This window comes from Cyclobacterium xiamenense, assembly GCF_900109255.1.
Taxonomy (GTDB): domain Bacteria; phylum Bacteroidota; class Bacteroidia; order Cytophagales; family Cyclobacteriaceae; genus Cyclobacterium; species Cyclobacterium xiamenense.
Window position 1 is genome coordinate 546904 of record NZ_FNZH01000003.1, and the last position, 14013, is coordinate 560916.

Consider the following 14013-nt stretch of genomic DNA (forward strand, 5'->3'; position numbering starts at 1 on the left):
GGTAATTTTGTGGTGTGAATAGTATACGTCGAGTAGTTGCACTCTTTTTGGTGATGGTTTCCTGCGGTCCCGATGAGAAGCCAGAAGAGCTTTTGTCAGAGGATACCATGGTAGAAATCCTCGTGGATATTCACCTCGCCGAGGGATTTGTTCAGTCCCTTTCCATACCTTATGATTCCTCCAAAGTACTCTACCCCATACTAGAAAGACAAATTTTTGAAAAACATGGTGTTGCCGACAGCGTTTACATCCAGAGTCTGGAATATTACCTTCTGGATGCTGCCAAAATGGAATACCTCTACGAACGGACGATAGATTCGTTGACGTTGAAAGAAAAAATCACCCGATAATCAATGAAATTGTATCCAACGAATCTGGAAGAGAAAATCGATTTTGACAAAATCAAAGAATTGATCAAAGAGGAGTGTACCAGTACGCTGGGCGCGGATTTCGTTAAAAAAGTCTCGTTTTCCAGGGATCGGGTCCTGCTTACCAAATTGCTGGCGCAGACGGATGAATTCCGCAAAATTCTTGTTTCCGGCGAACTCTTCCCCTCCTCGAATTTTATCAATATTTACCCCTATTTGGACAAGGCAAAAATAGCGGGTACGTTTCTGTTTGAGGACGAATTTCATGAAATCCGGCTGGGATTAAAGACCCTGGAGGGCTGCGTGGCCTTCTTCCACCGGTTTCAGGAAGAATACCCGCAACTGCATCAGTTGCTAGGCATGGTGGAGGAAGACATACCTTTGGAAAAAAGTATTGGGCGGGTGCTCGATGACAAGGGCAAGGTAAAAAACAACGCATCCCAGGAGTTAAATTTAATCCGTACGCAACTGGCTTACGAAGAGAGCCGCATCCGCAAAGTACTGGAACAAATCTACCGTTCGGTCAAAGCCCAAGGGTTTACCCCTGAAGATGCGTCGGTCACCATTCGTGCGGGTAGAATGGTGATTCCGGTTTTGGCCGAATACAAAAAGCGAATCAAAGGTTTTATCCACGATGAATCGGCCACCGGGCAAACCGTTTACCTGGAACCTGCGGAAGTCCTGGACATCAACAATGAGATAAAAGATCTGGAGTACATGGAACGCCGGGAAGTGCAGAAGATCCTGACCAAGCTTACAGACGAACTTCGCGGATATATTCCAGCCCTAAGGCGGGCTTTTTATTTTTTGGGGATGGTGGATTTTATCCGTGCCAAAGCAAAATTTGCGCTTAAAATCAATGCGGTAAATCCCGAAATGGCCCGGGTGCGGGAGATGTCCTGGCTGAAAGCCCGACACCCGCTACTGGAAATGGCGCTTCGTCAGCAACGGAAAGCAATCGTCCCGGTCAGCCTTTCCCTGGACCCCAACCACCGGCTACTGGTGATTTCGGGACCCAATGCCGGGGGAAAATCCGTTACCTTGAAAACCGTAGCCCTTGTCCAGTACATGTACCAATGTGGCCTGTTGGTTCCCATGGAACCGAATTCCTCCTGCGCGGTGTTTGATCAATTTTTTATCGATATAGGCGACGAACAGAATATCGAAAACGACCTGAGTACCTACAGTTCCCACTTGATGAACATGAAGCATTTCACGCTGCATGCCAACAAGAAAACACTTTTTTTCATCGACGAATTTGGTACCGGTACCGAACCCCAATTTGGCGGTGCGATTGCGGAAGCCATTTTGACGGCACTAAATAAGTCTGGAGCCTACGGAATTGTCACCACCCATTACGGAAACCTGAAGCAACTGGCCTCCAAAAGCCAGGGGATGGTCAATGGAGCCATGCGCTACGATGTGGATGAGTTGGAGCCCTTGTACGAACTGGAAATCGGAAAGCCCGGAAGTTCCTTCGCCTTTGAGATCGCTGGAAAAATCGGGATCGACCAGGAAATTATCCTTCATGCAAAAGCACAGGTGGGGGAGACCCGCGTCAAATACGACAAGCTGCTGCTGAAAGTGGAAAGTGAAAAAAACAAGTACGAAAGCCTGCTTTCTGAAATTGAGCGAAAAGACCGCTTGCTGAATCAGCGCCTGCAGGAATACAATTCGCTAAAGACCACCCTGGACGAACAGCGCAAGGCCATCCTAAACGAAGCCAAAGCCCAGGCCAACGTTCTCCTGGAAGAGGCCAACAAAAAAATCGAGCACACCATCCGTTCCATCAAGGAAACGCAGGCGGATAAACTTGCCACGCAGCGCGCGAGAAAAGAACTGGATGCGCACAAAACGACCATAAAACCCGAGAAGCAACAAAGCGCACCGCCCAAAACCATTCGGGTGGTGGAGGGTGAAATCAATCCAGGTGATCAGGTGCGGGTGAAAGACAACGGGGCCCTGGCAGAAGTGCTTGAAATCAAAGGAAAGCAAGTGAGCATTCTGATAGGAGATCTCAAGTCAAACGTGAAACTAAGCCGGCTGGAGAAAATCTCCAATACCTCCCTAAAAAAGGAGAAAAAGGCGATAGCGCGACGAATTAGCTACGATACCCAGTCCAAAATGGCGAATTTCTCCCCCAATCTGGATATCCGCGGAAAAAGAGGCGAAGAAGTCCTTCCCCTGATACAGAACTTCATCGACGAGGGATACATGCTGGGCATGAACGAGCTCAAGATCATTCACGGAAAAGGTGACGGCATCTTGCGGGGGCTCACCCGAAACTTCATCAGCAAAATGCCATCTGTGGCCGGCTTTTCAGACGAACATGCCGACCGGGGAGGTGCGGGGATTACCCTGGTTCAACTCAAATCGTAGCAGCCTCACTGCTTGTACGTCTGCTCGTCCAATCACCGGCAATAATTGCCTTTGCCATTTCATACGGTCAAAACCGCTTTTTCCACCGCTGCAGGTCCCCGGGATTAGCGGAAACCCACAGCGGATGGAATAAAATCGGTGTTTGAGACTCGGATTACCGGAATGCTACTCAAGCCGAACCAGCGCAAATACATACGAACCCGCCAGGGCCGATACCCGTGCGTTTGAAGGTGCCGGAACGGTCCATTGCAGCTGGAGATCATTATCTTCTTGCGTAAAGGATATTTCCTTATTCGCGGCCGGCTGAACCCCGGTCAGTTCAATTTTATCAAAGTTCCCTCCTGCGAAGGACCAATTTCCGTTGGTATCGAAGAGCAGGTTGCTACCCTGTGTGGTGTAGGTCTTGCTGCTTCCACTGGAAATAAATGTGATTTCAAAATCGATGTAGTCATCGGTCTCATTCGTGCCGTCCTTCGTTACCGACCCGCCGTTGCGCAGCACCCAGGTTTCGTTTCCGGATGTTCCTGTAAGCTTTTCTATAGCCACTTCCTCATCGCTTGGTTCAGGGGGGGTGGGCTGAGGTTCTTCGTCTCCACATCTAACCAAATTGACAGCGAGGAATAGCACAAGTAGTATTCGTGTTATAGCAACCATACGTCTGATTTATTTTAGAAAGTTTTAAGATCAACTATATATTTTTTATAAAATCCCGGTAACTTGCAGGAAGTGGCTGTTTCCCGGTTTTTTTGGCGCCTGTTTATAGGCGCTTACCAGAGCCTGTACTTCCGATTCCGGTTCAGAAGTACAGGCTACTTCATGGACGCTACCGCTACTGTTTGATGACTCTGGTAACGGACCTTCCCTGATCGCTTAGAATGACGATAATGTAGGTTCCATTCGGGTAGTTTCGAAGATCAATTTCAGTGATATCACCCGTAACAAGCCCTTTGGCTACGGTCTTCCCGGACAGGTCGTACACCTGGTAGCTGATGTCCTGACTCTCGTGGTAGTTCGTTTCTACGATAAAGATGCCGGGACCTGGATTGGGGTACACGGAGAAACTTCGTTCCCGATTTTCGCGCAGCGAAGTCACGATATCCATGGTAAAGTTGGTAGCACTTTCGACCTGCCCTCCGGCATAGGTCAAGATAATGCTCCCTGTGGTTGTACCATCGGGTACCACGACCTCTAGGGTGTTTGCATCAACCAGGGTAAAATCTGCTGCCGTGCCATTTAGGGAGATCTCCGTTACTAAATCCAGCTTTTCGCCGGTCAGGGTAAGCTTGTCGCCCACCCAACCCCGTTTGGGAGAGAAATCACTCAATAAGGGCATCGGTACCCTTACGGTAATTTCGAAACTATCTTCCGCTGTGGCTCCCTTACCGTCGTCTACAGTAATCGTGATACCGATCGAGCCCAAATCGCTCGTTTCTGGTGTACCGCTGAACGTAAGGCTGCCCGTATCGAATTTGAGCCATGCGGGAAGTGCGGAACCGTCTTCCAGGGTGATTGTGTAGGTAAGCGCGTCGCTATCCGCATCGGTAAAGGTATTCTCCGGTAAGGTGAAGGTGAATGGTTCTCCCTCGGTGGCGGCCAGGTCGGGGATGGCATTGGCCAAAACCGGTGCAGCATTCGGAGTTTCCTCTATAGTCAATACAAAGATATCCTCCGCGGTGCCGCCGTTACCGTCATCCGCGGTCACTTTGATACTGATGCTGCCTACGTCACTGCCCGCCGGTGTCCCGCTAAAGGTACGTGTTGCGCCCTCAAAGGTCAGCCATGAGGGGAGGGCTGTTCCGTCTTCCAGCGTCGCGGTATAGCTGAGGTCGTCACCGTCGGCATCTTCGAAAGCGGTTGAGGGGATTGTTAAATTAAACGATACCTCTACGTTTGCTGTTTGGTCTGGAACACCACTGAAAACAACGGGGGCTCTATTTAGTGATGACGAACTTTCCCGCCCGAACAAAATAAATACTGAACTTTCGCCATAAGGTGCTGCCAAACTAACGGCAACATCGTCGAAACCATCTCCGTTAAAATCGCCAAATCCAGCTAGGGAAAAACCTAAAACACTGTCATCGACAGAACTTGTCATTTTAAATCCATTTTCCCCATTCAGATTAGATAGGCTAAATGGTGAAGGTATCCGTTCAGGACTTCCAAATACCATATATGACGTTCCATTTAAAGAGGTATGATTTTCACTTGCACCAATAAGAAAGTCTGAAAAACCATCACGATTAAAGTCAAAGTTACCGGCTACTGACCTTGACTGGGTTTGAGTCCAGTCCCAGTCAGTTTCCGCCTCGATCAAAAATCCATCAGCATTAGTAAAATTAGAAAGATCGATTACGTTATTTGATACTGCTTCTTCTCTTCCAAAAATCATATACCATTCCGTGATATCATCATGATCGTAATTAGAAGCTACGATATCATCCATTCCATCTCCGTTTACATCTCCAGCGAAAGCTATTTGTAACGCCTGAGCGATTTCACCTTCTGTCAATGTAGTAACAAGGTATCCTTTCTCGCTACTCAATTGTAAAAGATCAATATTTTCGTTGTACCCCGACCGTCCAAACACGACAAAACTATGATGCATAGAAAAATTATAACCACCAATAAGTATATCGTTTATTCCATCACCATTAAAATCTCCCACACCTTCGACCATATTACTGCCCGAATCGTTAACAGCGCTTTCTACGATAATATAACCGTTTAAACCATCCAAGGAGCTGATCTCAAACGCCTCAGGAAATCCTGAATTGGAACCAAAAACCACGTAAGTTTCAGAAGTATCGATGTTGTTGGTCTCTTTCCTCGCAGTTACTGCGAAATCGTCGATACCGTCACCATTTACATCCCCCAATCCTGTGAGATGGAGTGCAAAGTCCTGTGTATTTTCTCTCCTTACTATTCGAAATCCATTTGAGCCGTCAAGCGTGCTTAAATCAAAATTACTCGGCATCATTTGATCTGTTCCAAAAATGACATAAGCCTCGCCCTCGTCCCATGAATTCAGTGAATTATTTTCCTCCCTATTGTCATAGGACGACATAATGATGTCATCAAATCCATCGCTGTTGATATCCCCAATAAAATCTACCCTCCTCCCTAGGACTGAAAATGAATTTATTCCATCGACACTAAAGCCATCTGACTCGTCCAATGAACTAAGTTCTAATTCTCGACCAGAGAAAGAATCTTTGCCAAAAATCACAGAAACCTTCCCCCTGTAATCATATTGAGAATCTACGGTAACGATTTCTTGGGTTAAAGGAGCACTCACCACCAAATCATTAAATCCATCCCCATTAAAGTCTCCTTTGGAGCTAATTGAAAATCCAAAACCGTCTTTGGGTTCATCACTTTTGATTACAATGCCGTTGGTTCCATTCACAAAAGTTGATAAATCCAGCTCCGCTGGAAGGTTCTGGGCAAGGGAGGATTTCAATGGGTTAAAAGCTAACCAACAGGTGATTAAAGATGTAGCAATACCTAACTTCCATTTGCGGTTCAAGTTATTCAATCGATTTCCCAGATGTATCAGTTTTCTGTTAAGTCGTTTATTCGCAACGGCCGCGGTGGAAGCTGATAGGCGGTACTGTAAGTTGCGGTATTTACGTTGCGTTTTCTGCCAGATTTGAAATTTTGTCCGTTTTATCCTCATGATTCCTGCGTTTTTTTAGCCTTATTCTATAGATACCATTTTCTTTATGTCTTCCTTTTTTGTTCCGATCAACAAAGGGCGTCTAGTCGCTTTCAAGACGAGGACATCATACAGTTCCTCGATCATGCCGTCTATTTTGACCCAATGCTCGGTATTTCCAGTGTGAAGATTAATGACCCAAATTCCACACCAAGCTTCCTCTTTTTTTTTCTCAAGGTTTTTCTGAAATTCCAAGCCTTGAAAGGTGTTGTTTTTTCTTGCGTTGGAAATGCCAATCAACGCGTATTTCCCTATAAATGCTAAGCCTCGTAAAAAGCCAGGACAAAAGCTAACCCGAACAAACGCTCCACTTTTCATGTCCACATAGCCGAAGTAGCCAGAACCAGCCTCAAGAAGCCAGAGCTTATTCTGGTATAGTCGTGGAGAGTGGGGCATAGAAAGTCGTTCGCAGACGACATCGTTGGACTGCACATCCACGAGTATCCCTCCGTTGGAACGTGTATCCCTCCAACCTCCGGGAACGTCGCTTATACTAACCGCTGTTACATAGCCGGCTTTGCCGTTCTTCATTGCCAGCCCATTAAGATGGCATCGGTCCTCCGGTACTAGTTCAGATATGAACCACGGTTTCCAAACAGGTTTGAAACTGTGACTATCGCTTACTGTAGCTAAGCAATTAAATAAAGTGTTTACAAAAATTGGCTTTCCATTTTCATCTATTGCTACATCATGTATATCTAAATCACCTGTGGTGTACGCCATCCGCGGTATATATACTCTGTCATACCCCTGGAAAGACTGACCAGGTAGTAACGTGTTTTCAAATCGCCATAATTGGTACATTGAACTCATCCAAAACGTTTGAGAATCTCCTCCAATACCCATACAGCGATTAAAAGTCCGTTCACTAATACTTATTTTTCCGGTATCATCTGTGCCCAATGTGAAAATTTTTCCCACTTGATACGTTGTAAACGCAATACTAGCATTCTGGGAAATCAACCATTGGGGAAAACTTCTCGATGCTGAGAATTGAAGGCTGTATTTTTTATTTAAAATCACTCGAATAAATTATAAGGTTTTATTTGTAGTGCCATTCTATCAATTTGATAGTAATCAATGATTGGCAACAGATTTTCCTATCGTTTATATCTCAGCGTTTCACTTAAAAGAAGAAACCGGATAGGATTAATTACAAGGACCTAAAACGATAATTCTTGTTATCTAAAATACGTTGTGGTACGTTTCCTCACTAGTAACTTGGGTATATCCATCTTTTTGAATAGTGAATGGTTTTCTCCTTTTTTCGGTTGAAAAACGGCAAAATAAATGCCGTTCAAATTCAAAAAAAAGTTGAATATACCCAATGTGCTTTCAGTGGTATGGAGAAGTAGTACCGTTAGTTGGGGTTCTCCACAACACGCGCCATCATCGGAGGAAACTAGTCCGAACACTACGTCTTCATCTTATTCAAATACCTTGGCTCGTTTCCATGGATCAAGCCATTAAATGCCTTTCCATTATCTTACTACAATATGCCTTTTTCTAACCAGTTAAACCCCCACAAATTCGTGAAGCTAGCCGATTGATTCGTTACTATGCCCAATCGTTGCGTAAAGGTGAATTGGCTGAAAGCCAGAAGAATGGATTCGATACGAAAAAAAATGTAGCTGATCGGGCAGTGGTTGGCCGATTTTAGTTTCGCTGAGACTTTCGCGGATTTCTCACACATTTATCCATTTGTGCTGCTGAGGGTTCGATCAACCAGAGCTGCGGGTATACAGCTTTGCCTGCCTCGCTTTTAAGGCCCGATCAAGTCAAAAAATTGTGTGTAGGCGCTGCTATCGGGAACATCTCTGCCACTTGCTGACGGGTATGCGGTCAGAGAGATACCTGTGATTCCTTTCGGAGTAGACGCTCAAAAACCGAAAGAAGGCGGCTGAACTATTTTTTTTCTCAAATTTCCCATCGATTTTGCGTCTACCTATTTGGAATGCAGGTACACTTGGAATTTGAAACCAAAAAATCAGCCGGATGAATATTTCGGCCTTATCTCCAGTAGTTTATTCTCGATTTGATCGAATCCGCTGATAGGTTCGTTGCGTCATCCGGTGGCAGCGTTTGATTTTTTTCCCGGAGAAGAATTACCGTTTGGCAAATCATTCCAACCCATCAATTTTTCGACCTTTTACGTGTAGCATTATTTTTTGATCGGAGGAAAACAACCTTCGGGGATGTTACGTGCGGTAATCTCTTTTTTAGAATCGCCTGACGATCTCCAATTTTCTTTATGGCCGGATTTTTTGCATATCTTTTTGGAAACGAACACAACGAGTTCTGCTAAACAAACAATTGTATAGCCGGTAATTGGCTCCGTTGGTAAATGAGTAGCAAGCCTGGTGCTGCGGTAACAAAGCAGCTTTAACGACTACACTACTTTATAAATATAATACCAAAATAGATAAAATAAATTTTTTTTATTTTTATTAATTATTGATAAACAGTAACTTACATTGAGGTTGAGTTGGTACTAGATTTGAACAAACCCTGCCTACAATGGGATTTCCCGAACTTACGCAATTATTCAAGCAGAAGCTTTTCGCACAGCGCTACTCACCAAACTCCATCAAAACGTACGGAAACTGCCTTGCTAAGTTTCTAAGAGCTTTTGATGGATCTGATCTTGAAACGATTTCCGAAAAAGATATTGGGAGTTTTGTCGAGCATCTGCTGAAAACAGATAATATAAGTGATTCCTACCGGAAGCAACTTCTTGGTACTATCGTAAAATTCTACGACCTGACGTACAACCGAGTACTGGATTTATCATTTCTATATCCAAGCAGTAAAAATGCTTCCGTCCCTCAATATATTAGTCAGCGGGAAATAAAAAAAATGCTCGCTGTTACCGAAAACCTTAAGCACCGCTGCATTATAAAACTGCTTTACGGTGCGGGACTGAGACTAAACGAAGTGCTGCACCTGAGGCCCGATAGTATTGATTTCCAAAATAGCCTAATTCATGTGCAAAACTCGAAAGGACGAAAAGATCGAAGCGTTATGCTCTCAGGAAGCTTATCCAAAGATGTAATAAAATATTTAGCAGATTGCCAGCCGGAAAAATACCTATTCGAGGGGTTAAAAAATACCCAGTACTCATCAAGCAGTGTACAGGCACTTGTGAAAGAAGCCGCGAAACGGGCGGGTGTTAAAAAGGTCGTATCACCACGCACCTTGCGCCAAAGCTTTGCGATCCACCTTTTTGAAAGTGGAACGGAAATTCGTTTTATTCAAGAACTTTTGGGACACTATTCGATCAAATCCACGCTGCGCTACACCCAGCTATCCAGGGTAACAAAGGGCACCATAAAAAGCCCGTTGGATCACTTGTGAGCCATTCACCGGGGAGGCGAATCCTGGATCGGTTTCAAGCTTCGGAAGTAACGCGACGATTGGCACCTGTCCTGGAAAATCTTTTTGCCTCACCTGACCGATGATTTTATCGAATTTAGGATCCAGTCGCATTTATATCATGGGATTGTCTACCGAGTAGCGGGATCAAATACATTTTTGCTTATACCAACCAGAGCAACGGTACCAATTTACCGGGATTTATTAGTGCTTGTTGATATGTTTTGATCATACAGCTATTTCCGATATCGGTTGGTGTATGAGGCGTTGGGCATTTCAACGCACTTTACTGTCAAACCGCTGATATGTTTATTAAATGTACTCACTTTTAAATAACCAACTACTGCCTTTATCCCGTAAACACGGGACAGGCTCTGGGGAGATCTTGGAATAGATTCGGTTTCTATGAGCCAAGAAGTCAGCCGACCTGTGCCGTGCCAACGGTAGGTCATAGTAGTTGCCGGAAACGAGCTGTAAGAGCTACAGAGGTCTCACTGGGTAGCGAAGCCCGCCCGGATGACCAGTCGGACGGGGACTGAACGTATGGTGAAGGGAAAATTCAATAAGGAGCCTTTGCACAGCCTTATTTTAGAAGTAGCGGAAAGGGAATGTTGGTGTAAAGAGCAATATTCCGATGCTGTACGAACTGGGACTGAGCGTAAAGAAATGATCCCAATGGATCATTTTAGCGAAGAGCGAGGATGCAGGGGAGGTGCAGCCTGTCCCGATCTTTTATCGGGAAGACCCGTACAGCCTGTCCCGAGTATTGGGATACGGTGGTCCCGATACTCGGGATAAATAGTGAGCGCCTCAACCTGAGCTATTTAGCTCAGGTCGGGCTACTCGATTAGCGTTTCGTTGGTGCCATTTTATTTATTCCCTTGCACCAAATACCAGTCCACCCATGAGTCCAATTGATCTACCGAATTTGGTCGAAGCAAAATTTCCCGTTTTTCATTGAGCAGATAAATGGTTGGTGTGGCAAATACGTGATAAGATTTTACTAATGGGCTGTCCCATTTTTGGTAATCGCAGATGCTAATAAAAGGAAACACACTGGCAAAGCTTTTAAATATTTTCTCATCTTCGTCAAGCGATACAAATACAACTTCAACGCCTTGTTCTTTCCATTTTTTGTAAAGCCCAGAAATTTTTGAAAGTTCTTGTGGGCATTGCGGACACCAACTTGCACCAAAAACAACTACGGTGTTTTTGCCTGTTAAATTGGAAAGTTTTTTGGGTTGTTTAGTAGCTTCATAGCCGGGTGCAATAATGTCTTTATTGAAATCAATATCAGGTGCTATGTTACCCTTTTTCATGGCCCGGTAACTTTCCAGATTGGCGGCAAAATTATTAGTAATGGTGCAACTCTTTTGGTTCAGCAGTTGTATTGCCAGATATTCGGAGGCATTGAACAAGCTGCGTTTTTCTAATTGATTAAATAAATATTCGCAAATTTCATTCAATTTTTTCTCGTCTACCAATAGGTTTTCAATCATTCTGTCGATAGATATTTTCATTTCAATAAACACAGAATCTAATGACCGACCACTATTCTCAAGTAACCAAAAATGACTTTCAATGGCGTCTTTGAAAAACCCACTTTTGTACAAGCGTTGATCCGTGTAATCCAAAGCTCTGAAGGCCGCAATCGTGGAAGGTATTTCCTCAGGGCGGTATTGCGCAACCGTTGATACAGAACTTACTAATTTACGCGTAGGCAAAAACCAACTGATGTAGCTGCCTTTTGGTAGTTGATTTAAAAAACTTTGGTCTTCATTTTTAATGCGCTGCTTTTCGGCTTGAATGGCTTTGTTGGCCGTTTCTTGAACTGAAAATAAAGAATCTAACGTATAAATTTTCTCAAGGTACACCCAAGCACTCAACGCTTGTTCTCTTTTGGGATGCTCTTTGGCGTATTGCTCAAACCATTTATTTTCTTGACCTTTGGTTATTTTTAGTGTTTCTATAGTAATCAAAGACGCTCCAACTACTTCAATATCCTCTCCGCTTAGAATTACAAACAATGGTTTTTCATCAGCAGACATTAGGTAACCGACTCCATAATCGGCTTTAGAATAGGTGAGTTTAAAATTGCCTCTTTCATCGATGGTTGATGTTGAAATTGGATAGGTTTTGAGACCGTTGAAGCCTTCTAGTTTTATCGGCTGATTTATTAATTGAGATAAATTACCTGTTATACTTTGGGCATTTAAGAAAGCATTGTAAAACAGAATTAGTAGTATGGTTGTAATTGTTTTTATCATTTTAATAAATTTTAAAAAGGTTGTAGCTTCAACATGCAATAATCCTTAAGGCAACGAACAGCGTTTCCGTTTGCTCGGTTGTTGGTGTTCATGTTGGCATTGCTGCGATTGAATTTGAGGTTGCGCGAATTGGTGCTGCTAACCGTACTGCTCCAATAGTTGCCGTTGGTACCGACATTGTTGAGCGAACCATTGCTGTTGTTGCGGTTGCCCGCCATGGGCAATAAAACATATCTTTTACACATCGTAAAATAAAAAATTATTTTACAACTGATTGCTCCTGTATCCACGCTTTTTGAAAAAGCGGACGATATACTTTGCCAACTCTGCAGCTGTAGGTATCGTGAATTAGTTTGCTATCAATAATAGGATAAATGCAACGGTAAATGAAATGATGGATTACTCTGTCTGTGAAATCAGCTGCAAATATCTCACGCACTACAGGTTTTTGAATGATAAAAGCAATACAAGGTTTAGGCGTGTATTTTCTCTCAAAGATAGTTTTTGCCAGTTGATGTAAAGTCGTTTCTTGGTTGAGTTCAAATGCCAATTGATTGTGCGTATTGCGTTTGTTTTTGCGGGCTTTCAAATAAGATAAATGTAACTGATATAAAAGTTATTCAAATGTTTCCATTGTTTTTCTCAATCCATTGTACTTTAAATTTTAACTCCTGTATAAAACCAATACTTTGCATAGGCGTACTGTTTGCGATATCATAGTTTTTTATCATTGAAATAATCGTGATCGTATCTAGCGGTGGCTTATACAGAGAGGAAGACTCTTGCGCACCTTTAATAATTTCCTCTTCTTGTATGGTATCAATCCATTCTTTATAATCGTTTTTCAAACTACCATCGTTGAGCAAAAAAACTACATCTGTATCTTTTATTTCAAAACTTTTTGCTGCAATTTTTTCTGAAATAAAATCCAAAGTCAACTTGCCTTTTTCAACTTCACCAACAGGAAAACCAACACTATACACACCTTATCCCACACTTTTTACGTATTTTGAACTTACCTTAAAATTTTTCACCCTTTTTACAAACACCATCGCATCTTGGTTATAACACTTATAAAAAAGCCCCTCCTTAAATAGGGTGAAGTATTTATTGCGTATTGCCGAAGATATTTTCTCTACAGTAGTCATTAGAATGCTTTTTTTAATAATCGACCGCTACGCAGTATTAAAAACTCCCTGCCCTGCGGGACAGGGAGTTAACGTGTCAAAAGTGACAAATCGCTTCGCTACTCAAAGTATCAATCCTTAAGGCAACGAACAGAGTAGCCGTATGTTCGGAAGTTGGTGTACATGCTGGCAGCACTGTTAGTGAATGAGAGGTTGCGCGAAAGGGTGCCGCTAACCGTACTGCTCCAATATTTGCCGCTGGTACCGACATCGCCGAGCGAACCAAGGCTGAAGCTGCGGCGGCCCGCCATGGGCAATTTTAGCGGGGAGGCAAAGGCACCTGCAGCGTTTGGACTACTCCAGCTTGCACGTTCAGCATCTAATTCCGTTTCTGTAGGTAAACGGTAACCACTTGGGCAAGGGTTGTTTATCCCACTAACACCCTGCCATAAATTGGTGTTTTGAGGGCTGCGCCAATCAAAAAAGCGTGCTAATATAAAGTTACCATTTCCAGGTTGGTCGGTGCTGCTCCGGGTAGTGGTGGTGGCTGAGGTGCGGATTTGGTGCCCATCTGTTCCCCTGCCCCACTGATATAAATCTCCATAAGAAGCTGCATCGGTACTGCTGGTAGCTACCTGTGTAGCACCAAGGTTGCGGTCCATCCATATTTTGCCGGTGGTTGGGTTATAAACTTCGCCCGCTGCAAGTGTAGAGGTTGGCGTTACTGAATTGGAAGCTGCACTTGCTGCACTTGTACCAACACTATTGGTGGCAGTAACGGTAAA

At 43.9% G+C, this 14013-nt stretch carries 11 protein-coding genes; 3 read left to right on the forward strand and 8 right to left on the reverse strand.

Features of this window, described 5'->3' with window-relative positions; genetic code table 11:
• The first annotated feature begins 14 nt into the window (after window positions 1-14).
• Window positions 15-350, forward strand: coding sequence for a DUF4296 domain-containing protein (locus tag BMW71_RS11930; RefSeq protein ID WP_317041143.1), 336 nt, complete (start codon window positions 15-17; stop codon window positions 348-350).
• Window positions 351-353: 3 nt separating this feature from the next.
• Window positions 354-2747 carry an endonuclease MutS2 gene (locus tag BMW71_RS11935; RefSeq protein ID WP_092174041.1) on the forward strand — a complete coding sequence of 798 codons (2394 nt, stop codon included), beginning with the start codon at window positions 354-356 and terminating at the stop codon, window positions 2745-2747.
• A 165-nt stretch (window positions 2748-2912) separates the two neighbouring features.
• On the opposite strand, the gene BMW71_RS11940 is transcribed toward BMW71_RS11935, so the two are convergent.
• The 3 genes from BMW71_RS11940 to BMW71_RS11950 form a co-directional block, all read right to left on the reverse strand.
• On the reverse strand, window positions 2913-3401 hold the full coding sequence (locus BMW71_RS11940; RefSeq protein ID WP_092174044.1) for a hypothetical protein: 489 nt from the start codon (window positions 3399-3401) through the stop codon (window positions 2913-2915).
• A gap of 175 nt (window positions 3402-3576) precedes the next feature.
• Entirely contained in the window at window positions 3577-6423 is a 2847-nt protein-coding gene (locus BMW71_RS11945) for a putative Ig domain-containing protein (RefSeq protein WP_092174047.1), read from the reverse strand.
• A gap of 21 nt (window positions 6424-6444) precedes the next feature.
• Entirely contained in the window at window positions 6445-7485 is a 1041-nt protein-coding gene (locus tag BMW71_RS11950) for a TIGR03032 family protein (protein ID WP_218145584.1), read from the reverse strand.
• Between the two features lie 1494 nt (window positions 7486-8979).
• Here BMW71_RS11950 and BMW71_RS11955 point away from each other — a divergent pair.
• A complete protein-coding gene (locus BMW71_RS11955) occupies window positions 8980-9816 on the forward strand; it encodes a tyrosine-type recombinase/integrase (RefSeq protein ID WP_092174049.1) in 837 nt (278 codons plus the stop codon).
• 887 nt (window positions 9817-10703) lie between these two features.
• On the opposite strand, the gene BMW71_RS11960 is transcribed toward BMW71_RS11955, so the two are convergent.
• The 5 genes from BMW71_RS11960 to BMW71_RS11980 all read right to left on the reverse strand — a co-directional run.
• Window positions 10704-12101, reverse strand: coding sequence for a peroxiredoxin family protein (locus tag BMW71_RS11960; RefSeq protein WP_092174052.1), 1398 nt, complete (start codon window positions 12099-12101; stop codon window positions 10704-10706).
• Window positions 12102-12112: 11 nt separating this feature from the next.
• Complete coding sequence (locus tag BMW71_RS11965; RefSeq protein ID WP_143057612.1) at window positions 12113-12346, reverse strand: fibrobacter succinogenes major paralogous domain-containing protein; 234 nt, start codon at window positions 12344-12346, stop codon at window positions 12113-12115.
• Between the two features lie 14 nt (window positions 12347-12360).
• Window positions 12361-12690: a hypothetical protein gene (locus tag BMW71_RS11970; protein ID WP_092174057.1), complete on the reverse strand. Its 330-nt coding sequence runs from the start codon at window positions 12688-12690 to the stop codon at window positions 12361-12363.
• A gap of 31 nt (window positions 12691-12721) precedes the next feature.
• Entirely contained in the window at window positions 12722-13084 is a 363-nt protein-coding gene (locus BMW71_RS11975) for a hypothetical protein (protein ID WP_143057613.1), read from the reverse strand.
• Between the two features lie 275 nt (window positions 13085-13359).
• A partial coding sequence (locus tag BMW71_RS11980) for a fibrobacter succinogenes major paralogous domain-containing protein (RefSeq protein WP_218145585.1) occupies window positions 13360-14013 on the reverse strand: 654 nt, incomplete at its 5' end.

Bases quoted from the DNA above. Each gene is read 5' to 3' on its own strand.
- BMW71_RS11960 (WP_092174052.1), bottom strand. From the start codon at position 12,101: ATGATAAAAACAATTACAACCATACTACTAATTCTGTTTTACAATGCT.
- BMW71_RS11965 (WP_143057612.1), bottom strand. From the start codon at position 12,346: ATGTGTAAAAGATATGTTTTATTGCCCATGGCGGGCAACCGCAACAAC.
- BMW71_RS11955 (WP_092174049.1), top strand. From the start codon at position 8,980: ATGGGATTTCCCGAACTTACGCAATTATTCAAGCAGAAGCTTTTCGCA.
- BMW71_RS11940 (WP_092174044.1), bottom strand. From the start codon at position 3,401: ATGGTTGCTATAACACGAATACTACTTGTGCTATTCCTCGCTGTCAAT.
- BMW71_RS11945 (WP_092174047.1), bottom strand. From the start codon at position 6,423: ATGAGGATAAAACGGACAAAATTTCAAATCTGGCAGAAAACGCAACGT.
- BMW71_RS11935 (WP_092174041.1), top strand. From the start codon at position 354: ATGAAATTGTATCCAACGAATCTGGAAGAGAAAATCGATTTTGACAAA.